Source organism: Tranquillimonas alkanivorans, from assembly GCF_900115595.1.
GTDB classification, from domain to species: Bacteria; Pseudomonadota; Alphaproteobacteria; order Rhodobacterales; family Rhodobacteraceae; genus Tranquillimonas; species Tranquillimonas alkanivorans.
Map to the genome: position 1 here is coordinate 1 of NZ_FOXA01000042.1, position 21,965 is coordinate 21,965.

21 protein-coding genes and 1 pseudogene are annotated in these 21,965 nt (G+C 60.9%); 8 read left to right on the forward strand and 14 right to left on the reverse strand.

The window, feature by feature from the left end:
* A pseudogene (locus tag BM162_RS20730) lies at nucleotides 1-303 on the forward strand (IS3 family transposase); the annotation flags it as partial.
* Entirely contained in the window at nucleotides 300-1,427 is a 1,128-nt protein-coding gene (locus BM162_RS20735; RefSeq protein WP_093425127.1) for an IS3 family transposase, read from the forward strand. The pseudogene BM162_RS20730 and the gene BM162_RS20735, both read left to right, overlap by 4 nt.
* Here the strand turns inward: BM162_RS20735 and BM162_RS20740 are convergent.
* From BM162_RS20740 to BM162_RS20765, 6 genes are all read right to left on the reverse strand, one after another.
* Nucleotides 1,349-2,002, reverse strand: coding sequence for a uracil-DNA glycosylase family protein (locus BM162_RS20740; RefSeq protein ID WP_093425622.1), 654 nt, complete (start codon nucleotides 2,000-2,002; stop codon nucleotides 1,349-1,351). The two genes, BM162_RS20735 and BM162_RS20740, sit on opposite strands and share 79 nt — an antisense overlap.
* Before the next feature lie 145 nt (nucleotides 2,003-2,147).
* A complete protein-coding gene (locus tag BM162_RS20745; RefSeq protein WP_093425623.1) occupies nucleotides 2,148-3,440 on the reverse strand; it encodes a TRAP transporter large permease in 1,293 nt (430 codons plus the stop codon).
* Nucleotides 3,437-3,949, reverse strand: a complete 513-nt coding sequence (locus BM162_RS20750; RefSeq protein ID WP_143096262.1) for a TRAP transporter small permease — start codon at nucleotides 3,947-3,949, stop codon at nucleotides 3,437-3,439. The genes BM162_RS20745 and BM162_RS20750 overlap by 4 nt, the downstream gene beginning before the upstream one ends.
* A 48-nt stretch (nucleotides 3,950-3,997) precedes the next feature.
* Nucleotides 3,998-5,077, reverse strand: a complete 1,080-nt coding sequence (locus tag BM162_RS20755) for a TRAP transporter substrate-binding protein (protein WP_093425627.1) — start codon at nucleotides 5,075-5,077, stop codon at nucleotides 3,998-4,000.
* A gap of 67 nt (nucleotides 5,078-5,144) precedes the next feature.
* Nucleotides 5,145-6,881 (reverse strand): FAD-dependent oxidoreductase, encoded by a 1,737-nt coding sequence (locus BM162_RS20760; protein ID WP_245759363.1) that lies wholly within the window; start codon nucleotides 6,879-6,881, stop codon nucleotides 5,145-5,147.
* A 32-nt stretch (nucleotides 6,882-6,913) separates the two neighbouring features.
* On the reverse strand, nucleotides 6,914-7,681 hold the full coding sequence (locus BM162_RS20765) for an SDR family NAD(P)-dependent oxidoreductase (RefSeq protein ID WP_245759364.1): 768 nt from the start codon (nucleotides 7,679-7,681) through the stop codon (nucleotides 6,914-6,916).
* A gap of 185 nt (nucleotides 7,682-7,866) precedes the next feature.
* On the opposite strand from BM162_RS20765, the gene BM162_RS20770 reads away from it, so the two are divergent.
* Nucleotides 7,867-8,682: an IclR family transcriptional regulator gene (locus BM162_RS20770; RefSeq protein ID WP_218153154.1), complete on the forward strand. Its 816-nt coding sequence runs from the start codon at nucleotides 7,867-7,869 to the stop codon at nucleotides 8,680-8,682.
* A gap of 368 nt (nucleotides 8,683-9,050) precedes the next feature.
* Here the strand turns inward: BM162_RS20770 and BM162_RS20775 are convergent, their stop codons facing one another.
* Entirely contained in the window at nucleotides 9,051-9,548 is a 498-nt protein-coding gene (locus BM162_RS20775; RefSeq protein ID WP_093425630.1) for a helix-turn-helix domain-containing protein, read from the reverse strand.
* Nucleotides 9,549-9,802: 254 nt separating this feature from the next.
* Here BM162_RS20775 and BM162_RS20780 point away from each other — a divergent pair, with 254 nt between their 5' ends.
* Entirely contained in the window at nucleotides 9,803-11,014 is a 1,212-nt protein-coding gene (locus BM162_RS20780; protein WP_218153155.1) for a Shedu immune nuclease family protein, read from the forward strand.
* A gap of 320 nt (nucleotides 11,015-11,334) precedes the next feature.
* Nucleotides 11,335-11,889 (forward strand): recombinase family protein, encoded by a 555-nt coding sequence (locus BM162_RS20785; RefSeq protein WP_093425633.1) that lies wholly within the window; start codon nucleotides 11,335-11,337, stop codon nucleotides 11,887-11,889.
* A gap of 546 nt (nucleotides 11,890-12,435) precedes the next feature.
* Here the strand turns inward: BM162_RS20785 and BM162_RS22595 are convergent.
* Nucleotides 12,436-12,648, reverse strand: coding sequence for a PIN domain-containing protein (locus BM162_RS22595; protein ID WP_143096263.1), 213 nt, complete (start codon nucleotides 12,646-12,648; stop codon nucleotides 12,436-12,438).
* A 72-nt stretch (nucleotides 12,649-12,720) separates the two neighbouring features.
* On the reverse strand, nucleotides 12,721-13,218 hold the full coding sequence (locus tag BM162_RS20790) for a hypothetical protein (RefSeq protein ID WP_093425634.1): 498 nt from the start codon (nucleotides 13,216-13,218) through the stop codon (nucleotides 12,721-12,723).
* Nucleotides 13,219-13,383: 165 nt separating this feature from the next.
* Here BM162_RS20790 and BM162_RS20795 point away from each other — a divergent pair, with 165 nt between their 5' ends.
* Complete coding sequence (locus BM162_RS20795) at nucleotides 13,384-13,728, forward strand: helix-turn-helix domain-containing protein (RefSeq protein WP_218153156.1); 345 nt, start codon at nucleotides 13,384-13,386, stop codon at nucleotides 13,726-13,728.
* 13 nt (nucleotides 13,729-13,741) lie between these two features.
* Nucleotides 13,742-14,767: a hypothetical protein gene (locus BM162_RS20800; RefSeq protein WP_093425637.1), complete on the forward strand. Its 1,026-nt coding sequence runs from the start codon at nucleotides 13,742-13,744 to the stop codon at nucleotides 14,765-14,767.
* Between the two features lie 216 nt (nucleotides 14,768-14,983).
* On the opposite strand, the gene BM162_RS20805 is transcribed toward BM162_RS20800, so the two are convergent.
* From BM162_RS20805 to BM162_RS20825, 5 genes are all read right to left on the reverse strand, one after another.
* A complete protein-coding gene (locus BM162_RS20805) occupies nucleotides 14,984-15,631 on the reverse strand; it encodes a hypothetical protein (protein WP_093425639.1) in 648 nt (215 codons plus the stop codon).
* 609 nt (nucleotides 15,632-16,240) lie between these two features.
* Nucleotides 16,241-16,606, reverse strand: a complete 366-nt coding sequence (locus tag BM162_RS20810) for a response regulator (protein WP_093425640.1) — start codon at nucleotides 16,604-16,606, stop codon at nucleotides 16,241-16,243.
* A gap of 632 nt (nucleotides 16,607-17,238) precedes the next feature.
* Complete coding sequence (locus BM162_RS20815; protein ID WP_093425642.1) at nucleotides 17,239-18,513, reverse strand: McrC family protein; 1,275 nt, start codon at nucleotides 18,511-18,513, stop codon at nucleotides 17,239-17,241.
* A 17-nt stretch (nucleotides 18,514-18,530) separates the two neighbouring features.
* On the reverse strand, nucleotides 18,531-20,126 hold the full coding sequence (locus BM162_RS20820; RefSeq protein WP_093425643.1) for an McrB family protein: 1,596 nt from the start codon (nucleotides 20,124-20,126) through the stop codon (nucleotides 18,531-18,533).
* A 3-nt stretch (nucleotides 20,127-20,129) separates the two neighbouring features.
* A complete protein-coding gene (locus BM162_RS20825) occupies nucleotides 20,130-21,152 on the reverse strand; it encodes a DNA-methyltransferase (RefSeq protein WP_177215312.1) in 1,023 nt (340 codons plus the stop codon).
* Between the two features lie 535 nt (nucleotides 21,153-21,687).
* Here BM162_RS20825 and BM162_RS20830 point away from each other — a divergent pair.
* Nucleotides 21,688-21,965: transposase (locus BM162_RS20830; RefSeq protein ID WP_143096264.1), on the forward strand; the 278-nt coding region annotated here is incomplete at its 3' end.

Here is a 21,965-nt window from a genome sequence, read left to right on the forward strand (position 1 = left end):
AAGCTCGCGGCAGTGATCGAGACGGCCGCGATGAACGAGACCGAGCTTGGCGAATACTGCCGCCGCCGGGGCCTCTATCCGGAGCAGCTCCGGGTCTGGCGCGAGGCTTGCGAGCGGGCGAACGACTGGGAGCGTGCGGCGGCGACGCGGGCCGCGCGTGAGACGAAGGACGACAAGAAGCGGATCAAGGCGCTGGAACGGGAACTGGCGCGCAAGGAGAAGGCGCTCGCGGAGGCGGCGGCGCTGATGATCCTCAGAAAAAAGGCCGAGGCGATCTGGGGCCGCGAGGACGAGGACGAATGACGTCTGCTTCGGATCGCCGAGACATCGTTGTCCTCATCGACGAGGCCGTGGCGGCAGGCGCCCGCCAGTCCGCCGCCTGCGCCGAACTCGGTCTCAGTGCCCGCACACTGCAACGCTGGAGGGATGGCGAGGGCGGGATCCGCGAGGACCGCCGCCCTTTGGCTGTACGCCCCGCGCCTGCCAACCGGCTGAGCGAGGAGGAGCGCGACCTCATCGTCGCGACCTGCTCCACGCCGGAGTTCGCCAGTTCGCCGCCCAGCCAGATCGTTCCCCGGCTGGCCGACCGCGGCACCTGGATCGCGTCGGAATCCAGCTTCTACAGGGTCTTGCGGGAGCGCGGCCAGAACCACCGGCGCGGACGCGCCCGGCCGGCAAGCCGGCGCAAGCCGCCTACCAGCTTCGAAGCAAAGGCGCCGTGCGAAGTCTGGTCATGGGACATCACCTGGCTGCCCGGGCCGATCGCGGGAGCGTTCTTCTACCTCTATCTCATCGTCGACATCTGGAGCCGCAAGATCGTCGGCTGGGAGGTCTACGAGCGCGAGACGGCAGACCTCGCCGCCCGGGTGCTCGAACGCGCGGTTTGGGGCGAGAAGTGCCTCACGAGCCCCCTGGTTCTGCACGCGGACAACGGCAGTCCGATGAAAGGCGCGACCATGAAGACCACGATGGAGCGGCTCGGCGTGATCGCGTCGTTCAGCCGCCCACGCGTGTCGAACGACAACCCCTTCTCGGAAGCGCTCTTCCGGACCTGCAAGTACATGCCAGGCTGGCCGACCCGAGGCTTCGCGAAAGTTGACGAGGCTCGGCTCTGGGTTCAGGGCTTCGTGCGCTGGTACAACCTCGAGCACCGCCACAGCGCGCTCCGCTTCGTGACGCCCGACCAGCGCCACCGCGGCGACGACCAGTCGCTCCTCGCTGCGCGCCACCAGGTTTATCAATGCGCCCGCGCTGCCCGCCCCGAACGATGGTCAGGCAAGACGCGAAACTGGAACCCCATTGGCTCCGTCTGGCTCAACCCGGAACGGCTGGAGGTCCGAAGCGGAGGTCATGGAGCCGCCGACGCGCTCTCCAACAAAGCTGGCGGCGGCGGCTCCATGACCGGCCCCGCCGAACGAGCAGCCTGAAATAAGTACGGGCGACAACTCCATTGACGAACACCGTCGGCCAGCCCGTCGAAGTAAGCGCCGAGATCAGGTGGCAGCGCGATCTGGTCGATTTCGACGGCAGCAATGATGCCATCCCAATCCGCCTGCTGCCGCTGGATATCGAGATCGTCGCGCACACTCAGGACAGCCGACTGGAAGATGGATTGCAGGCTGTCGGCAACCCTGTCCGGTCTGTTGCTGTCCCAAGTCCCGTCCTCGAAGGCGCGACCCGTGGCACGGCCCCGCCGCGGATAGGGGTCCTGGCCGAGCACCACGACCCGGACGGCTTGGGGTGCGATCCGGTCGAAGGCGCGGCAGATGTGGGCGCCGGCCGGCGCTCCCGGGAGCGGCTCGTTCCGGCGTCCGGGCCAGGCCTGCGCGTTATCTTCGATCTCGAGAGCGTCCGGGATTGCGGCCCAGTCAGGGTCAGGACACCCGGCGAAGAAGGTCCGCCAACCCGGCACCGGCTGTCCGTCCGGCCCTACGGGTTCCTCCGGCAGGTCGTCCCGCCAGTCCGCGTAGCGCTCCCGCATGCGCTCTCGCAGCGCCACCATGATGCCCCTCCCCTGTCCTCTGGGTCCGCGCTTTTCGTATCCGATAACCAGGTCGCCATTATCGGTATTCAATCGGCCCAGAAAACAAGTGTGCCGAGGAAGCGGGGTTACGCAACGGCGTGTGTCGCCGATCGCGTAACCGGTATCACCTGACGATGAACAACGCGATCTCGGGAAAGACGGCGAGCAGTGCAACAAAGCCGAGCATGCCGGTCACAAACGGCAGGCATCCGAGGAAGATTTTCCCCAAGGGCACATCCTGTGCGACCGTCTTGATGATGTAGACATTGACGCCGATCGGTGGCGTCACCAGCCCGATCTCGGCCACGATGATGATGTAGATACCGAACCACACAGGGTCGATGCCCAGGGCAACCGCCGCCGGAAACAGGATCGGAACGGTCAGGATCAGCATGCCGAACAGATCGAGCACACAGCCGAGAACGAGGTACAGAAGCGTCACCGCGATGACGAACTGAAAGTAGCCGAGCTCCATCGAGAGGAGCCAGTCGGTCAGCCCACCAATGAACCCCGTCTGGACGAGGAAACGCGTGAACAGCGTGCCCCCGACGATGATCAGGAACAGCATGGTAGACAGCAGCGCAGCGTCGGAAAGGGAGGCGCGAACCGCGGCGATGCTGAGCCGACCGCTGGCGAGGCCAACCACCAGGACAGCCGCGACGCCGATCACGGCCCCCTCGGTCGGAGTGAAGATCCCCATGTAGAGTCCGCTCAGAAGGAACGTGAACAGGGCCAGCACCGGGAGCACGTGGAGCAGGGACGAGAAGCGCTCCGGCCAAGTAGGCTGATCCACGTCTCCGAGCCCTCCGGAGCCGGAGATCAGCTTGGCCATGACGATCACGATCAAAGCGAACAATATCGAGATGATCAGTCCCGGCACGACGCCGGCGAGGAACAGGTCGCCGATCGACGTCTCCGTCATCAGACCGTAGAAAATCATGATGATGCTGGGCGGGATGAGAATGCCCAGCGTCCCGGAGGACGACAACACGCCGGTTGCCAGTGGCATCGCATAGCCGTAGCGACGCAGCTCGGGAATGATAATGGCACCCATGGTGCGCGACGTCGCCGTACTCGACCCGCTGACGGCGCCGAAGCCTGCGCAGGCGAAGATCGCGGCGATCGCCATGCCGCCCGGCAACCAGCCCAACCAGTAGGAGGCGGCACGAAACAAGTTCCGCGCGATCCCGGTGTGATAGATCAGGTTGCCCATGAGGATGTAGAACGGGATGGCAATCAGAACGAACTTCGTTCCCTCTGACCAAAGCGCCAGGGTCGTCTGGGTCATCGCCGTCTCGAGCGATCCTACCAATGCCAGCCCGCCGATCCCGACGGCCAGGAGACTGAGACCGATCGGGATGCCGGCGATGATCATCCCGATCAGCAGGATGAACGCGATGCCTCCGATGGAAATCACAGGGAGTCTCCATGAATGGGTCGGGCGACGGGGCGCAACTGGACCAGCTTCGCCAAACTGAGGAGCCCGCAAAGAACTGCCGTGCCTCCCAGGGCGCCGCGAAACCAGCTCAGGGGGAGCGCGAGTTCCGAGCTTCGTTCGTTGAACAGCACCATGAGTTGGATGTCCTTGTAGCATTGAACGGCGATCGTGGCCGAGAGCGCGAGGACCAGAAGCCAGACCAGCCGCGCCAGCGCCTCCCCGAACGCACGTCCCATCAGGGGCGCGAGAAAATCAGCGCGAATATGCGCGTCCTTCAGCCAGGACTGCGGCAGGGCGAAGACCAGCGACAGGAACAGCGTCACGGTGGCGGCTTCCTGGGCCCAGCGGATGGGCGCAGAAAAGAAGTACCTCAGAACGACATCGGCGCTCAGGAGAACAAGGATCGCGGGGAGGCACAGGTATGCGCCTATCGCGAACAGGATCTGAGATAGTCGATTGCAGATGCTCATGTCGGCGAATCCTCTCACCGAGGGGCGCCGGCTCCGATTGTCCAGAGCCGGCGGTGAGTTAAGCGCTTAGCGCAGGTCTTCCACGGGCTGGGTGTCCTGAAGGGTGGTCAGCTCCTCTTCCGACATATCGTCGTAGCGTTCGAAACCCGCGCGCAGATCTTTGACGAGTTCTGCCGCTGCGGAGCCTTCTCCTCCGTTGTTCTCTACGAACTCGCTCCACATGGGCTCGAGCAGTTCGTTGACCCGGGCGACGTCCTCGTCGCTCGCTTCGACGACCGTGACGCCTTCTTTTTCCATTTCCTCCAGCGCACGCTCGGTCAGACGCATGTACATCCGGGAATAGTCATACCCCGCTTGCTCACCGGCTTCAGCAAAGACGTTCTGCAGGTCTTCCGGCAGGGAGTCGTAGAACTGCGCGTTGATGGCATGCGGAATGGCGACGCGCGCGACCCCGAGGCGATAGTTGTATTTCCCGACCTCGTGCATGCGGTAGGCCACCATGTCGGCTGTCGCCAGGATTATCCCGTCGACCACCCCTTGCTGGAATGCCGTATACGCGTCGGTGATCGACATGGTCACCGGCGTCGCTCCGAGCCGCTCCACGATGTCGCTGATCGTGCTGCCCGAAGCCCGGATCCGCAGACCCTCAAGATCCTCGAGCGAGTTGACCGGAGTCGTGGTCATGATGTCGTAGCCGGGAGTGACCGCGTTGAAGGCGAGCTTCACGCGGAGACGCTCGTATTCGTCGCGCAAGTACTTGGCATACACCTCGTCCATGACGCGCACGGCGGCCAAGTCATTGTCCGGTAGGGCGCGGGGAAGTTGGACTCCGTGGAATAGCTTGAAGCTGCTGGCCTGGTAGACCGGCCAAGCCGAGGTGACATCGGTGATGCCGGTTGCGGCGGCGCGGAAGCCGTCGGCTACGGGATGCAGCACCTCGCCTGGATAAGTGACCACCTCGAGCCGGCCCTCGCTGAGCTCCTCCAGCCGGTCAGCGTAGGGTTGCATGACCTCCTGCCAGGCGGCCGAACTGGCAGGCTGGTTGTACGAGAGCTTCACCTCGATCGGCTCTTCTGCATGAGCCGCAGATACCGTGAAGCCGAGCGTTACAGCGAGCCCTGCTGCCTTGATGAGTGATGCCTTCATTATGTCCGTTCCTCCTCCTGCTGGTGACCCGCCAGGGCCGTAGACATGATGTCGAGCCCGCTGTCTGTCAGGGGGCTGGTGCCTGTGCGCCGGCTGCGTGCAGCCCGGCGATATAGCCGAAGGTCATTCCCGGCCCGAGCGTGATGCCGCCGCCCGAATAGTTCCCTCCCAGAACGCTCGCCATGTCGTTGCCGACGGCGTAGAGACCTTCGATGACCTTGTCTCCTTCAGCCAGAACACGCGCATGGCGGTCGGTCCTGATGCCGCTAAAGGTCCCGATGCTGCCCGGGATGACCCGCACGGCGTAGAACGGACCCTCGGAAATCGGGGCCAGACACGGGTTCGGTTTGACGCTGGGATCGCCGTGGAACCTGTTATAGGCGGTGCTGCCTCGGCCGAACTCACTGTCGGTGCCGGTGGGGACGTCCCTGTTGAACCGGGAGACGGTCTCCGAGAACGCCTCGGCGTCGATGCCGACGGTTCTCGCAAGCTCCGCCAACGTCCTGCCGGTGAGAAGGTAACCGGATTTGATTGACGGCCCCAGCGGCATGGGAGCAGGCTTCACATGCCCCAGCCCATATTTCCGGATCGTCTTGTGGTCGCAGATCAGGAAGGCTTCGGCCGGCTGACCCTCCGGCGTCGCGGCCTCCATACCCTGAACGAAGTCATGGTAGCTGTTCGCCTCGTTGACGAAGCGGCGCCCTGTCCTTGTCACGGCGATCACGCCGGGCTTGCCGCGGTCGATGAAGTGCGGGAATGGTCCTTTCGTCCCGTCCGGGCGGGGCACCAGGCTGGTGGGTGCGTAAGCTCCCGCGTTGGGATAATCCATCTGCGTTGCGGCTCCGATGCTTTCGGCGAGAGACAGCCCGTCACCGGTATTCCCCGGACTCGCGGCCGAAACATGCTCACCCTCCGCAGCCGCATGTTTGTAGAGGGTGCGCCGCCGGGTGACGTCTTGGGGGAAGCCACCACAGGCCAGCACGACGCCCCTGCGGGCCTCGACGCGTCGCATTCCCTGCGGTGTCAGGAGGATTGCGCCGGTCACCGCGCCGTCCGGACCGCGAAGGAGCTTCTTGATGGGGCTTTCCAACTTGATGTCTACGTTCCGGTCGCGCGCCGAGCGGTAGAGTCGAGCCGCCAAGGCGTTCCCGTTTGTCAGGAGTTGCGAGCGCCCCGTGGTCAGGCGGTCAATTCCGAACTTCGTCAGCCGCCGAGAGACGTAGTAGAACGAGGCCGGCGACTGGAATGCGCGGTAGAAGTGCCATAGCTCCTTTCCGGACCCGATCGCCAGGCCGAACAGGGTCAACTCGGGGCGCGGAGGGCGCAGCTTCTCGACATCCGGACCCAGCAGTGACGCTTTAACCGGCTTCGTCAGGATCGACCGCCCGCCCGGCAGGCCCCCAGGTGCATCCGGGTGATAATCGGAGAAGGCCGGCGAGGCCTCGAAACGCACGTGCGTCCGTTCCTGCATGAAATCGATCATTGCGGGACCCGCGGTGACGAACGCCTCGGCGCGTTCGGCATCGAAGTGGTTACCCGCTTCGTGCCGGATGTAGGCGAGCGCGGATTCCTTGCTGTCTTCGACGCCTGCGGCTTTGCTGACGGGATTGTTCGGCACCCACAGGTATCCACCCGAGAGCGCCGTTGTGCCGCCGAAGACCGGCTCCTTTTCGGCGACAATGACTTTCAGGCCGTTCTCGGCCGCGACGATGGCCGCGCTCATGCCGGCCGCGCCGGAGCCGGCGACCAGCAGGTCGCACTCGATGGTTTGCGGCGCCTCTTCGGCCGTGCCTGCCATGCTCATGGTTGCTTTTCCGTCTTCGCTGGTGATGTTTGTCAGTTGGTGAGGTAGCCGCCGTCGACCGGCAGCATGACGCCGGTGACGTAGCTGGACATGGGCGAGGCCAGGAAAATCACCGGCCCCACAAGTTCGTCCGGCGCTCCCACGCGCCCCATCGGCGTATGGGACATGAAACGCGACATGGCGTCTGCGTTGGCTCGGGTGCCCTCCGTCATCGGGGTGGCGATCACTCCGGGAGCGACACCGTTCACTCGGACGCCTTCGGCGGCAAGGTCGCACGCAAAGGCCTTGGTCATCTGAAGCACCGCGCCCTTGGAGGCTGCGTAGCTGGCCGAGTTTCGATAGGCGACGAACGAGGCGATCGAGCCGACATTGACGACGCGGCCGGCGCGCTCCTTGAGCTGGTCAAGCAAAGCCACGATCATGTTCGCCGACCCGTTGACGTTGATCGCCACCTGCGCGTCGAGATCGTCGAGGAATGCGGGGTCCTCAGGGGCGGTACGGCGGGTGATGCCCGCGTTGTTGACCAGGATCGAAACCTTGCCGAAATCGGCCTCGGCGACCTCCGCGAAGGTGTGGCACGCCGCCCGGTCGGAAACATCGAGCACGTAGCCCTGCGCCCGCCCGCCGTCCTTCACGATCCGGTCCGCCTGCGTCTTCGCCCCCGCCTCGTTGACGTCGCAGAGGAGGACCGTGGCTCCAGCGGCAGCGAGCCCGCTGGCTATGGCAGCGCCATTGCCCTGCGCCGCGCCGGTGACGACGGCCACGTCGCCGTCGAGCACGCGAGGTACTGTCATCGTCATGATCTCTCTCTCTCTCCCTTCGACGAAGCGCCGGTCCGCCCAGAGAGGCCGACAACGCATCTTTCGGAAGGTGATTTACGTATTACGTAATTAACTTCCTATTGCGTAACGTTGCCTACGCAATGAAGTTGTGTCAACCATCGAGATGCAGCACGCGTGACGCTGCGAAGGCAGTCGAGGTAGAAATGGACGGAAACGCGGCGACAGCAGGCGTGAAGACACGCACTTCCCAGCAAGCAGGCGTGCAGTCAGTTGAGGTGGCTGGGAAGATACTTCAGGTGCTGATTCAGGCGGATGGCCCGATGAAGCTTGCGTCGATCGCGGCCGAGGTTGGCATGCCGTCGGCGAAGGTGCACCGGTATCTCGTGAGCCTGATACGCACCGGGTACGTTCTAAAGGCAGACCACGGCTCGGGATACGATCTCGGGCCGGTGTCGTTCCAGCTTGGCCTGAAGGGGTTCGCTCGATTCGAACCGCTGAAGTTGGCTGAGGAAATGCTACGGGAACTGGTGGAACTGGTGGGCGAGACGGCGGCACTCGCGGTGTGGACTGAAAAGGGCCCCACCATGATCCGAGTGATCGAAGCACGTCACGAGTACGCCACCTCGATCGCTCCGACGCACCATTGCCCGCTGACTTTCTCCGCCACGGGAGTGCTGTTCGTGAGCTTCGAAGACGCTGCGCGCACGGATGCGGTGATCGAGCGCGAGCTGGAACAGAACCGCATCGCGGGTCGACCCAACGCCCCCCGGTCACGCTCCGAACTTGCCGAGATGATCAGCCAAACCCGAGAGCATGGCCTGTCTTGCATGAATGACGGCGGAGGCGACGGTTTCGGCGCAGTCAGCGCCCCGGTCTTCGACGTCACGGGAAAGCTGAGCATGGCGCTGACGGTTTTCGGGCGCAGCAACCGTGTAGACGCCAGCCCGGAAAGCACGCTCGCGCGCATCGTTTCGAGAACGGCCGCGAAAGTGTCAGCCGCGTTCGGCTTCATGGAATAGGCGGCACCTCATTTGCATGCAGATAGCCGGTTTCGCTGCCGGAGGCCCAGTCCGCAGAGCCTCAACTTTTTTGGGCAGTGCTGATCTGCAGGAGCAGAGACTCAGTTCTGCCGCACAAGGGTAGCCGGTCTCTTGTTGATCGCCTCACGCGCCTCAGGCACCGACGATGGTAGAGGCCGATCGGCGGCTCGGGTCGCCGAGCCCGCGTCCGCCGGAGATCACCTGGACGAGCGCCTCGAGGGTGAAGGTCGAGAAGGCCGTCATTGGGTCAGAGCCAGAGCTGGGCTGCGCTGATCGCGAGCCCGAGGATCGCGATGGCCAGCATAATGCGACGGTGGGCAGTTTCATTGTCCATGTTCACCTCCCGATCACGACGCCTGGCGTTTCCGCAGCCCCGGCCGCTCCGCGGCCCGCTTGGTCGCCTTTGCGTCCTGCTCGGCCTTCTCCATATCGGCTACGATCGGTTTCAGCCGTTCTACGAGCGGCCGCATATCGTATTCGTTCGAGGTCCGGCCGCCGGTCTTGTGATACCGCTCGTTCCGCCGCAGGAGCTGCGCCTCTTCGAGGGTTACGATGGCCCGTTGCACGGTCTTCGTGCTGACGCCGAGGCGCTCCGCGATCGTCTTCTTCGAGGGCCACGGCATCTCCTCCGGCTTCCACCAGTGATCCATCAGGTGGAGGAGCACCGCGAGTTCGTTCGGGCCGATGCCGAGACGGGCCTGGCCTCGCAGCAAGGCGGAAGGGACCACGGTATAGCCGAGAGCAACGGTGCCCTTGCCCCACTTCCTGGAGAGCGTCCGCTCGTCTTCCGCCTCCTTCTTCCTCCGGTCCCCGATAGGGACCACCTTCTTCGCGTCTTCCGTCATCGCTTCCTCCTACGTGTTGTGGCTGAGGTGAAGATGAGGCAGATTTACCCTTAATGTAAGGGACTTGGGCCTCTTGTCCTATGGTCATATGCGGCCACTGGCATGGACGTGGAAGTCCTTGGGAGATGTGGACCCTTGCGTCCACCAAAGAAGGACGACTCTCCGGAGAAGGACGCATCGCCGAAGGACCCGATTAGAGATTCCAATCCCGTGGACGCGGATGTCCATAGCATGAGCTGCTCGTGGCGGGGACGATGCTTGTCAGCCGCAGAAATCTTCCCGACGATCTTGGAATGAGCGACGATCACGACTTCTTCCGCCTTCGCCGGGCAGCCAAGACCTATATCTCCAGGGTCTTCACCTACGGTGCCCATACCACTGAACGGTTGCGCAAGGTGCGCATGGTGATGGACGGCTCCGACGTCCTTCATCTGGGCGAGGTGGAGGGGGCGCTGTGCCTGCGCGTATCGGGCGAGAAGCGCAGGACCCAGGTGACGGCACTGGTCACCCAGGACGACAAGGCGGTGCGTCGCCTCACCTTGCAGACCTTCCAGACCCGCAAGGGAGATTGGTATCAGGGCTATGAAGAGAACGCCTTCACCTTTCGCGGCGACGAGTTCCGGCGCCTGCTGACCTTCCTCGACCGGATCGCGTTCATCGACCTCGCCAACGAGGACCGGTTCGACATTGAGGACATCTCGACCGGTGCTGGGCGCAAGACCATCGTCGATGCCGCCGATCGCGGGATCGTGGAGCGGCTCCGGGCCATGAACAGCGACGACCGCGAGGGGCTCCTCAGGGCGCTGCACGGCTCGCTCTCGTCGGAGGAGGTTAACATCCTGCTGGGGCGCAGGCAGGCGCTGGAGGCTTTCGAGCAGCGGGTAGAGGATGGCGCCTGGTCCGAGCGGGAGTGGCAGGATTTCTTCGACCGGGAGCCCTGGGTGTTCGGCTACGGGCTCGACTACCGGATCATGCGCCCCTTCGACCGGGAGGCGACCGTTTCCGGAGGCGGCACCGACAACCGCGGCAAGCCGGTGGTCGACTTCCTGATGAGCTTTACGGACTACACCGTGCTCGTGGAGATTAAGCGGCCCGATACGCCGATCTTCCGAGGGACCCGGGGCGGCGCGGGCGGCCGCGCGGGCACGTGGGCATTCAGCGCGGAGTTCACCGGCGCAGTGTCGCAGATCTTGGAGCAGAAGGCCGAATGGCTCGCGTTTGCCTCCAGCGGCGAACATTTCACCCGCGACGGTACCCGTCGACTGGAGGCGCGGACGCGCAACGCAAAGACGATCCTCGTGATCGGCTCTCGCCGGGAGTTCGAGGCGGCGGGAGACCTTCGGGCGGCGCAGGTGATGAGAGACACGTTCGAACTGTTCCGCCGGGAAACCCGATCCATCGACATCGTGACATTCGACGAGTTGCTGGAGCGGGCTCGGTTCATCACGCGTGACGGACGTTCGTAGAGCCGGCCCGTTCGACCCGCCTCTCCGCTCCATCCGTTTCCTATCCGATTAACCCGTCTTATCGGATAGAATCCGCCGCGCGTCTGTCTGCGCGACCCCTTCCCCCATCGCTTCATGATCAGGGGTGGGGCGAGGCTGAGGCGGGACGTCGAGCTGAAGGGCAAGGACGCGCCAGCTCCCGGCAGAACCTGCCAATGAGGCCTGGTCTCGTGTCAGAGCCGGAAGCCTGCCCGTAAGTATGACACAAGAATAGCATTGGTCTTTTGGCAGCATGTATGACACATAGTTTCACATGTTATTGGCAGGAAGAGCGACACGCCATGAAGATCGGGTACGCGAGAACCTCAACCCTCGACCAGACTGCCGGGCTGGAGGCGCAGCGCAGAGAACTGCAAGCGGCAGGCTGCGAGAAGGTCTTCGAGGAGCAGGTCTCATCGGTCGACCACACGAAGCGTGAGAAGCTCGCACAGGCGCTCGACTACGTCAGGGATGGGGACACCCTCACCGTGGCGAAGCTGGACAGACTGGCCCGCTCAACGGCGCACCTGCTGGACCTGGTCGAGACCCTCGAGACGAAGGGCGCGGCGCTGCATGTGCTGGACCTCAACCTCGACACCAGCACGTCCACCGGGCGGCTCATGCTGACAGTCCTGGGAGGCATCGCCCAGTTTGAGCGAGAGATCATGCTGGAGCGGCAGCGCGAGGGCATCGCCAAGGCCAAGGCCGAGGGCAAGTACAAGGGCCGGAAACCCACAGCTCAGGCGAAGGCGGACGACATGCGCCGCTTGAGCGCGGAGGGACGCACACGGAAGCAAATCGCTGAGATGCTGGGTGTGTCGGAGCGCAGCGTCTACAGGGTCTTCAGCGCAGCTTAGCTCTTCTTCTTGCGCTGCCGTTCCGCTGCCTTGAGCCACGCTTCTGCTCTCGATCCAACGCTCTCCTGTGCCGGCTTCGCCTTGCGAGGGAACTCGTTCGGGTATTGGCGAGCGACCTCTTCCAGCATCTCAACGAGGGGGGCAAGTCTTGCACTCGAACGGACCTGGCGGGGGGGTCGCAGAGCGCAGGCGCGAGTAGACCGGGGATGCATCCATGGCGCCGGGACCGCTCACCTCTTATGCGGACCCGCTCGTACTCGGCCGGAGAAACAGATCGCCGCGCGTGGTATCTCTGCGCCTCGGAAGCAAGCAGGCGGTCCTGAATCAGCCTCTGCATTCCGCCGCTACGCAGCCTCCGCGTGACAGCCCGATGCAGCCGTTTGCTCTCCTTGTCCTCATCATCCCTGGTGCCGAGGAAATGAAGCGGCCGAGATCGGGCTCAGCTCATGATCGCCTTGTTTGCTCGTTTCGTAGCTAAGCGTGATCCGCGGGAATGGTGGCAGGATGAACATGGAAAGCGGCTATCAGGAGAGACACTTCCAGGCGCTACAAGGCGTCCAGAACTTCAGCAACGACGAAGGGATCAAGAGCCTTCCGTGAGCCCGGAATGCGCAGCCAAGCCGGCAAGTGGTTCTCGTCAGCATAGACTCGCGCAACGTCAGTCCGTTCCAGCTTGTGTCCTTCGGAAAGAACCGCGCTGGAATGCCTGGGGCTGACGTTGTCGCCATCGACCAGAACCGCAACCCGCCGCTCAGTCATTTACCTCTCCACGCAGTCGGCTGTTCCTACCTTTATAAGAGGATCAGGGCCTTGGCCGACAGCACACCCGGATCACTCCCGTCGATTGACACACTGGGTCCATAGGGCGTGCGCCTCTCTTGCGCCTTCGAGGCTGATGGCGACGTCGCGCTTTTTGTCACCGTCGTAATCGAGATGGAATGTCGACCCGGTAGTGATCATGAGCTCAAAAATCGGCCATTCATTCACAAAATTCAATGCACGAAACGGAACGACGAAGGTATCTGAGTTCCACCTTGACCGGGCATTGAGCCGCGGTTCGTCGTCGACCCAGAACTGTGCCGTCGCTTTTGCGGACGGATCCGGAAAGTTCTCAAAAAAGAAAACCAGGCCTTGGACATCGAGCGCCATCTGGACCATCATGATGACGTCACCGGTTTCGCTTTTTCCTACGGGAGATATCATTCGGCAATAGCCGCCACCGTTTATCGGCCAGTCCTCCTCGACCTGCCAAGCAGCCGTTGCGGTGGGCACAATAAGAAAACCGATGGCTGTGGCCATATTGAGAATGCTATTGTGCCAAATGCGCATGGGGATTTCCTGTAGCACTCAGCGGGGTATGTCACAAGGCAACTCCCCGCTCTACTCAATCATCCCTTCTTCTGACGGGTATGCATCCAACAGTGTTGACTTAGGTGGTGTGTTGCGTATATATGCAACATGAAACATCCAGGACGCACCGAAGAACCTGCGGCGGTGGGCCGGTATATCCGGGAGCGGCGGGAGGCCCTGGCTCTCGAGGATGCATCCTTCTCGCTCCGCCAGGTGGCAGGCCGCTGCGGGATTACGCCAGCTTACCTCTCGCGTGTCGAACGCGGCGAGGTCGCTCCTCCCGGAGAGGAGACGCTGGTCCGACTTGCAAGGGATCTCGGCGAGGACCCGGACGTGGTGCTTGCGATGGGAGGCAAGATATCCGCCGACCTGCGTGCGGTCATTTTGGCCCGCCCCCAACTCTTCGCCGAACTTATCCGCCAGATGAAGAAAATGCCGGACAGTTCTGTGCTTCGCATCGTTCGCGATGTCCGCGACGGAAATTGGTAAAGGGAAGAACGAGATGCCTACACTTGAACACGATAGCCTGGTCTTCCGCTTTCCCCAGATTGAAGAGGAGGCGAGCTTCGCGATCGACTTCCAGCGCACTCTGAGGATTCCGGACAGCGACGAAACCTATCATCTGCCGCCCGGCCTCGGACGCTTCCCGCTGCGCCATGCAGAAGATTACTCAACGCGGCTGCCGACGCACACCGCGTCCAGGGGCGGCGTTATTTTTCCGATGTGGCAGGCCGAGGCGATGTGGATTGATTTTCGCAATATCGGCCCGGACCTGGAATTGGACTTTCCTGTAGCCGTCAAGATCGCGGCGGGAAAGATCAACGCTATCACAGGAGATCCGTGGCGGGCAGGGCTTACACGCGACCCGCAGGATTATGTCGTTTCCCCAGAGCAGCCTTGGCTCGATGGTTACGCCGTAGAGAAGGATGTCATCCGGCAGTTCGTCGCCATGCCCCTCGGTGAATGCTACAGCGCTGAGGAGCAACTGACGGGCGAAGCGGAATGGGGTGGTCTGCAGATCAGCGTGATCCCCCTCAAGAAGGAGGTCTGGAGCGCCAAGCGCGCGGCATGGGAACGAGGGAAAGCGGCCCTTCAGGAACGCGCCGACATCCTCCCGGACATGGCCTGCATGTCCATGGAGATGAGCTTGGCTCCGGGAGGACGAATGCACCAGGCCATCGAGCCAGATCCCTTCGAGCTTGATGACTGGGACACGGCCGCTGCCGATCGTGTCTTCGTCACCCTGGTTCATGGCAAGGACTGGAAGACTGTCACCGGCGAACCGGCTCCCGAGCACCCGCCCACTGCCCGGATGTATACTGAGGCCGGTCTTCCATGGTTCTCGCATTATGGAGCAGACCAGACAGCTCTTCCGGGCAGCGGGACGCTGCGCGGACTCAAATCCGCGGGCGCCATGCACGAAATCCTCACAGGTGCGTCCCTGCCTGACTCAGAGGATGTGGAGGTGAAGGTCGTCGTGCCGACCGAACCCCGACGGTTGATCGCCACCGGCTCATGGGACAAATAAGACTAACTGTGGTGCGACATCAGTAGAGAACTCGCGGCGGCATCCGAACCGCCCTGAGCTAAGAATGCGTAGCCGCTGACCGCCTCCTCTCCCGGCTGTGGCTTGAGAGCCACACGCCGACATGTAAGCGGCCAGATGATGGTGCCGATCCATCCGGACCGCCTGTACTGCGGCGTGCGGGAGGCCCTGGTGTCGCCTTGGTGACGCATCCGACCTTCACGGGAAGGGCCAGTGGCAGAAGCATTCCGGTTCGACGCCAGGGGGCAACCGGAGAAGACTGCGGTAGATCGGCGTCAGTTCGGTCACCCGGGCCTTTGCCGCCTCCTGCTCCTCGGTCGTCGTGGGTTTCGCAAGAACAAGCATGCCGTCTAAGTTGGGATGGTGATCGAGCCGCGCATTGTGACTCTCGTCGAACGCACCATCTCGACGCCTCTGTTGCTCGTGCCAAGTGAGGATAATGGCGTCGGGAAAGAGGGCCGCGTCCAGATACATGACTGAGATATCTGGGCGGATGAAGCTGGGACCTTGTATGCGGATCATCCACTGCAGAGTCTCGTCGCATTGCAGCTCACACAGGAGCGGAGCGACTCGCCGACGAAGCTTTGCTTCGTGCTTGAGCGGAGCCGGGCACGGAACCGAGCCGCCGAACATCGTGTAGACGTCGGTACAGGCTAAACCCAGCCAACCGTAATCCGCGATGTTGCCCTCCGTCGCGTCGCGCACGAAGATCTGCCGGACAGCAAACGCATCATGACGTCCCGCCCCAGCAACAGGGGCGCAGAACTCCTGAAGCTTCTCCCGCGTTTCATTGGAATACAAAGGCTGAGACGAAAGGTCTGTGCGGAGGCTCAGGGGGCGGGGCATTGGGAGGTCCTCTCGGCGGTCGGCGTGATGAACAATGGGGAGCCGCCTTACGAATAGCGGGTTAGGCGCTTCAAGTTGGGAGGTGGCGCGCGCTTCTTCGCTGCGGCGCCTGCAGGAGACACCGCCCGTGATCCTGCCGGTCTCGGGCGGACTTACTCCTGTCCGAGCCCGGGCGCGGGCCCGAGTTCGGGTTTATATCTGATAAAGCACATTATCGGGCAGTACTTCCGCTCCCGCGTCTGCAGATCGGGCTGGGCATGGCGGGCGCCAAGAGGAGGTCGGGCGTTTGTCCGTTCTGGCGTGGGCGCTGACATGGCTACCAGCACCGGCACGCAAGCGGACCGACCATCGGGGACATCCAACCGGGCGTTATGTGATGTCGTCCCTGGTCGTTACGGCTCTGCCCAGGCGATGGAAGCCGGAAAATCGTCCTGAAGCGCGGCCGGGGCCTTGGGGGCAGCGCGCTTAGCTGTCAAGCAAGCGAGAGCGGCACCATTGGTCCCAGCAGGTGACCGTGGCCGGGAGGCCGGCGATTTTTTGCTTCTTCTTCTTCGCGCGTAGGACTCTTCAGTCGTCATTGGGCGTCCCGCGTCATGAAGGCGCTGTCGCTCAGGGCGACCTGGAGGCACGGTGCAGCGCGCACTCCAAGCGCTCCCCGGTGACCGGCTTGTTGAGGATCGCGTCCGGCCGGACCGCGTCGATCCGGGCCAGCGCGGCCGGATCGCTCACCGCCGTCACGAACGCCACGAGGAGGTTCGGGAAACGTGTGCGAAGGGCATGGACCACCTCCACCCCATCGGAGCTGTCGGCGAGTTCCATGTCCGTCAGCAGCACATCTGGGCGCAGACGGGACGCCGCACGATCGGCCTCGTCGGCGGATCGCGCCAATCCAAGCACCTGGTGGCCCAGATCCTCGCACATGCCGCGCAGATCCAGCGCCAGCAGTGCGTCATCCTCGACGATCATGATTTTCATTTGGTGCCTGCCTTGGGAGCTTCGAGGTGAACCGCCCGGTGTCGCGGCCGTTCCCCAGCAGGTGTTCAAGTTTTACACAGACGGCGGGATCGGCTGGAGATCGCCGAGCGATGCAGACCGCGGGGACGATGACGCTCGACTTGACACGGCGACCTCCGCGCCAACCCGCTCCTGGCACCGATCCGCGACGGCACTAAGCAACGAAGCTCCCGATCCAAGCTGTAAGGGGCCTGTTTGACAGCGGAAGCACTTCTCATAGCCGTTATCCTCCTGCCATTCGTCGCCATCTTTGTCCGGGCGGCGTATCTCGAGATCCGGCGATACGTGAAGTACGGCCCCTCACAGAACAGGCGCTCGGCCTTCCCCATCGACGAGGATGCCCCCAGCTATCATCCTCCTCCCGAAGTGCGTAGGCAGGATACGGCCTCGGAAATGGAGGAGGAGCCTGCGTCAACACATCCTCAAGAGGTGTGAGCCGCCCTCCGCACGCGCATCGCAGAGCAGAGGGCGCCTATCGTCGGCGGGGGTGACCTCGCGTCGGCAAGCGCTATCTCCTCCAAGATGTCCATGATGATCCATGACCTGCTCGAACGCGATCAGCCCGACGCCTTGCGCGGAACCGCCCATGAGCGTCAGGAAGAAAATTCGGCGGCTTCGGCGGGAGCAGGAAATAGCGACTGGATGTCCTTGACCATCTTATCCTGAGCGGCACGAATATCGCCTCCAAGATCAATCCGATAGTGATAGAACTGTGCGCCAGTCGCTATTCTACCTAAGCGATCAAGACGCTGACTCTCACCATTATTTGTAGGAGAGATCAAAATACCTACTGGCGCCCTGGCAGCCGTCACGTGACTGATAATTTGATACCTATCTGCCTCCTTTACTTTAGGCTTATATTTCACCTCTCCAAGCCCGATTACGTCATTTTTTCCTCGGCGGAATACAATATCTGGCTTAATGGGGTAGGTCTTGGAATCTTCAAAGAGTTTGCCTTGACGCTTATTGCCGTCAAGAACGGATATTTTTTCTTTTCGTAGCGCGTCTACAAATGTCTGTCTTACAAACCTTTCGAATATGTCCTCAAGGTTGAACAGAAAGGAAGGGAGTTCGCTTCCGCTGGATTCGAACGAAAATGCAATTCCACCACCCGTCAGCAGGAGCTGGTAGACGTGGAGAAGACCCTCGTAGTTTCTCTGCAGCCTTAGAGATACTGTCTCATGGAGGTAGAATTCTTCCTCATTAGGCTCGCGCGCAGTTACCCGCCGTAGCGTTTCGATAGCCGTTTGTAGGAGGCGCCTTTCATCCTCCCACTCTTTAGTTGCAGGAATTATTTTGCTAAAGTGCAGACAGCCTGCCTTTACAATCTGATTTATGGAGCTGTCGAGACCAAACTCATAGACTGTGGACACAGTTTCGACTGGATTTCCGCGAGACAAATATTGACTGATAGTTCGTCCAAACTCGACGCGTGGCTGATAATACCCGGCGGTAGTACGCGGATAATAACTGCGCGCGAACCCTGCTGAGAGAGCACCCCGTAGATAGTGACAAAAGCTTCGCGCGAGTAGGTAAATCGGCGCAGTTTTTTCGGTCTTCTGGTAACGGCGGATGGTGGGGAGGATGCGGCTGTATGTCTCACCACCTACGTTTAGCATCGTCCACAGGTTATCAATCGGAAACTTGGGAACGATGTTGAGCGTGATCGACCTGGTGAGCGGCAAATATCCTATCACCCCAAGGGTAACAAGATTGAATCCGTCTGCGACGTCTTTGAATTCGATCGCCTTCAACTCACGTGTCTCGGGGAGGATGAGTGAGTGCCCAAGATGGTCGACGAGTTCACGGCGGCGGAAGTATTGCCTTCCTCTCTCTTCTACTTCGATGATGCGTTTTTCGGTGAACACGACTACTCTGGCCCGATCTACCCTTCCGCGGACTGTCCTTCACCGGCGACTTCGGCTTCTTCATCCACCTTCAGAAGTTGATCCACCTCATCCTTGATGCCAGCGTACTTCTGCCTGTCGTGAAACAGAGCACGCTGTAGGCCGAGCTTGACCCGCCCCTCCCAGACGTCTGCAAGATCATCAATCGTGCGGACATGGAGAAAGTTGGTATGACCGAAGCCCGCTGCGAAAGCGTCATTCAGGATATCGAAGAGGCGAAGCGTCCGCGTCAGAACACGGCTTTCCACCATTTTGTCCGTCAGGTACTTCTGAAGGAAAGCCTTATCCGGCTCCATCGTGACTACAATAAAGCGACGAAGTAGCGCATCGTCAAGATCAGTGACAGATCGGTCGAATGGATTGGCGGTTGCCAAGACGATCAGGTTTCGTGGCAGCTTAATTGTGTTTCCGGAAATCGCAAGAGTGAACTCTTTGTCTCGGTAGTCGAGTTCGAGATAAGTGAGCAATTCGCCGAATATGCGCGCGACGTCGCCCCTGTTAAGCTCGTCAATGACAAGTACATAATGGTTTTCGGGGTCGTCCTTGGCTCGGTCTGCAAATTTCAAGAAATGGCGCGGGTCAAGCTTGTAAGTAACCCCGTTGCCTTTCGCTTCTCCACCGGCAATCTCAACAGGCCTAAAGCCCTCAACAAAATCATCGTATCCAAACGCTGGGTGAAATTGCAGAAAGAGAACCCGGCTTTCTACGCCATTCGTCAAAAAGTTCGCAATATCATGCGCGTATTTAGTCTTCCCTGTGCCGGGCGGTCCCGCAAGAAGAAATGAGTGGCTTGTTTCTTTTGCGATTCCATTAAGGATAACGGAGAGCACGGCATCATCGGAACTTATAGGATTCGTTTTTGCAGTGCCGTCGCCGGTAGCCTGTCTCTCTGGCGGCGCAGCGAGGTACGCTTCGAGGCGTGGTGCAAGTTCGGTCAAAAACTGCTCATCGGACGGCCGCGCACTTTGGGTCTCCGGCCACGGCCGATCTGGCGTTAGCTGGAACCGACCTTGGTATGGGAGGGGGAAATTCTGAAGGTCAAGTTCGTTCTGCAAGAAATATTCATAAAGATCTTTCCAGTTTTGAACTTCGGTCGGGAATCCGCGAAAGGCGAAGAGCCAAACTAATAGGTCCTCAAACGCGAATGTATCCGGAATTCCATTCTCGAACGCATTCTGAAACTGGTCGGTCAGTCGTACTGTTGTTTTTTCTCCCTCGATGTATCCTTGCATCCGCATTTCCCGATACCCGCGACTGGAGAACAAATTTCCCCACATCTTTGTGTCTTGTCGGATAACATAGTCGCCAGCGAATCGCCCTCTGTTCCAAGTAACTCCCTTGAGGCGCGGACGAAGCAAGTTGTTTCCGGAGGGAAACGGTGGAATGCTGATTAGGCTGCCGTTGAAATAGCGGTCAAGGAACCTATCGGTGCCAAGGTGCTCTGCCATGTCCACGAAATCATCCGTACCAACATTGTTGGCTGCAAAAACGAATCCGGGGATTAGCCAGTTGGCGCTAACATCTTCCAGAGCTTCAATGGAAGCCTTAATCGTCAGGATACTGAAGTACTGCAACTCTTACACTTTCTTTGCTGTCCCGGGCTTGCGGAAATTCCGCCTGTTTCCAGTCCATTCGTCCCAAAGCGGCGAAGGCTTTCTGAGCCTGTTTACGAGGTTCTCCCAACACGACGCCATATATCCCTCACCCTCGATAGCACCTTGAACGTACTCGACGTAGTCATTGCTCATGTCAATGCCCACGACATTGCGGTGATTGGCCATTGAGGTCAGGATGGAAGTTCCGCTTCCAGCGAATGGATCGAGCACGTGCCCATTAGGTGGGCTGGCCACCTCTACGCATCGCCGAACAAGCTCGGAAGGGAAGGCCGCATTGTGCTTGGCACGCCGATTGCGTTCGATGGGAATATTCCAGACGTCTTCTTCAACCAACTTTGAACGGTCAAAGCTGTAAAATCGCGACTTGGAGAACATGAACACGAACTCATACTGTCGATAAGGTCTGTCCCTTGCAGTTGGTTCGACGAATGCATTGCACCGGTTCCAGATAATGGTGCTTCTAAGTGTCCATCCGCGTTGCTGCATCTCAAAGGCTACCTTCCAGGGTATGCCGATCATGCTTTTCTTCGGGATATCCCACCCACTGACGTCAACGGGTCGAACCTTTTTTCGAAGGAAGTTTCGCGATGAGCACTTGGGGTCGCTACCGTGAGGTTGCCCATTTCCTGAATAGTAAGTGTCGCCAATATTCAAGAAAAACACGCCTTCTGGATGCAACGTGCGCTTCACCTCGTCGAAAACGTCCATTAGCGCGTCGATGTAAGCCTCTACCGATTCCTCATGACCGAGTTGCTTTTCATATCCGTAATCCCGGACCCAAAAGTAGGGAGGAGACGTAACCGCAACGTTAAAGACGTCGCTTGGCAGTGTTTTCAGCATGGTGGCGGAGTCGCCGTGCATTAGTCCGGCGAAGTGGCCGGAACTTGAGGAATAGGCGTATTTAGGCTCGGCACCAGATTCCGAAACAGATGGCTGGGACGGCGCAGTGTCGCCGGCGAGAATTGGCGAAGAAGCAGAATCCATTGCGGCCTTGTTTCCTATTTCTTGTGGGTGTGCGCTGGCGCCGGTACTACACCGGCATCGAGAACACAGCAAGAACATCGAACCTGAAGACCGAGGTCGTTTGGTCGCGTTCGTGTTGTGAGGTCCTGCTCCCGCCCCCGGTTCTCTTTGCTTAGGTGCTGATCGCTTGGCACAAATTGTAGAGGTTGCCGCTCACGTACGCAACAAGCTATGGCGTGAGGCGCCTGAACTCGGGGCGCACGCACATCGTGGCAGCGCCGAAGTTGTCCGGTCGAGCGGAACCGGAAGAGTTTGGCGCCGAACGCGGTGCGCTGACCCAGGAAAGGGTTAGTGGGGCCGGAACGACCGATGCATCACGACCTTACGCTTCTGGCGAAAAGCAAGAATCGGAGAAGCCGAGATGAAGGGTCCCGAAGTTTCCTTCAAGCACCTGCAACGTGCGCTCACGATGGAACTGACCACCGTCAACTGAGGTGGTCCCCAAAAACCGGACGCTCGGCTAAGCTTGCCGCCAACGATGACAAGGACGAACAGCGTGGCTGGCAAACGGAAGAACTACGGTGCCGAGTTCAAGGCGAAGGTGGCGCTCGAGGCCATCCGAGGTGAGATGACGGTCGCCGAACTGGTGGCGAAACACGGCGTGCACCAGACCCTGATCAACTCTTGGAAGCGGCAGGCGCTCGAGGGCATGTCGGGGATTTTCTCGGGAAAGGCCGAGGTGAAGGCCGCCGAGAAGGTGGGCGAGATTGAAAAGCTGCACGCCAAGATCGGCCAGCTCGTGGTGGAACGAGATTTTTTAGCCAAAGCCTCCGG

Coding starts and splice junctions, on each gene's coding strand:
- BM162_RS20785 (WP_093425633.1), top strand. CDS start 11,335: ATGAAGATCGGGTACGCGAGAACCTCAACCCTCGACCAGACTGCCGGG.
- BM162_RS20735 (WP_093425127.1), top strand. CDS start 300: ATGACGTCTGCTTCGGATCGCCGAGACATCGTTGTCCTCATCGACGAG.
- BM162_RS20780 (WP_218153155.1), top strand. CDS start 9,803: ATGCTTGTCAGCCGCAGAAATCTTCCCGACGATCTTGGAATGAGCGAC.
- BM162_RS20770 (WP_218153154.1), top strand. CDS start 7,867: ATGGACGGAAACGCGGCGACAGCAGGCGTGAAGACACGCACTTCCCAG.
- BM162_RS20775 (WP_093425630.1), bottom strand. CDS start 9,548: ATGACGGAAGACGCGAAGAAGGTGGTCCCTATCGGGGACCGGAGGAAG.
- BM162_RS20755 (WP_093425627.1), bottom strand. CDS start 5,077: ATGAAGGCATCACTCATCAAGGCAGCAGGGCTCGCTGTAACGCTCGGC.
- BM162_RS20800 (WP_093425637.1), top strand. CDS start 13,742: ATGCCTACACTTGAACACGATAGCCTGGTCTTCCGCTTTCCCCAGATT.
- BM162_RS20825 (WP_177215312.1), bottom strand. CDS start 21,152: ATGGATTCTGCTTCTTCGCCAATTCTCGCCGGCGACACTGCGCCGTCC.
- BM162_RS22595 (WP_143096263.1), bottom strand. CDS start 12,648: ATGACTGAGCGGCGGGTTGCGGTTCTGGTCGATGGCGACAACGTCAGC.
- BM162_RS20805 (WP_093425639.1), bottom strand. CDS start 15,631: ATGCCCCGCCCCCTGAGCCTCCGCACAGACCTTTCGTCTCAGCCTTTG.
- BM162_RS20740 (WP_093425622.1), bottom strand. CDS start 2,002: ATGGTGGCGCTGCGAGAGCGCATGCGGGAGCGCTACGCGGACTGGCGG.
- BM162_RS20810 (WP_093425640.1), bottom strand. CDS start 16,606: ATGAAAATCATGATCGTCGAGGATGACGCACTGCTGGCGCTGGATCTG.
- BM162_RS20765 (WP_245759364.1), bottom strand. CDS start 7,681: ATGACGATGACAGTACCTCGCGTGCTCGACGGCGACGTGGCCGTCGTC.
- BM162_RS20790 (WP_093425634.1), bottom strand. CDS start 13,218: ATGCGCATTTGGCACAATAGCATTCTCAATATGGCCACAGCCATCGGT.
- BM162_RS20760 (WP_245759363.1), bottom strand. CDS start 6,881: ATGAGCATGGCAGGCACGGCCGAAGAGGCGCCGCAAACCATCGAGTGC.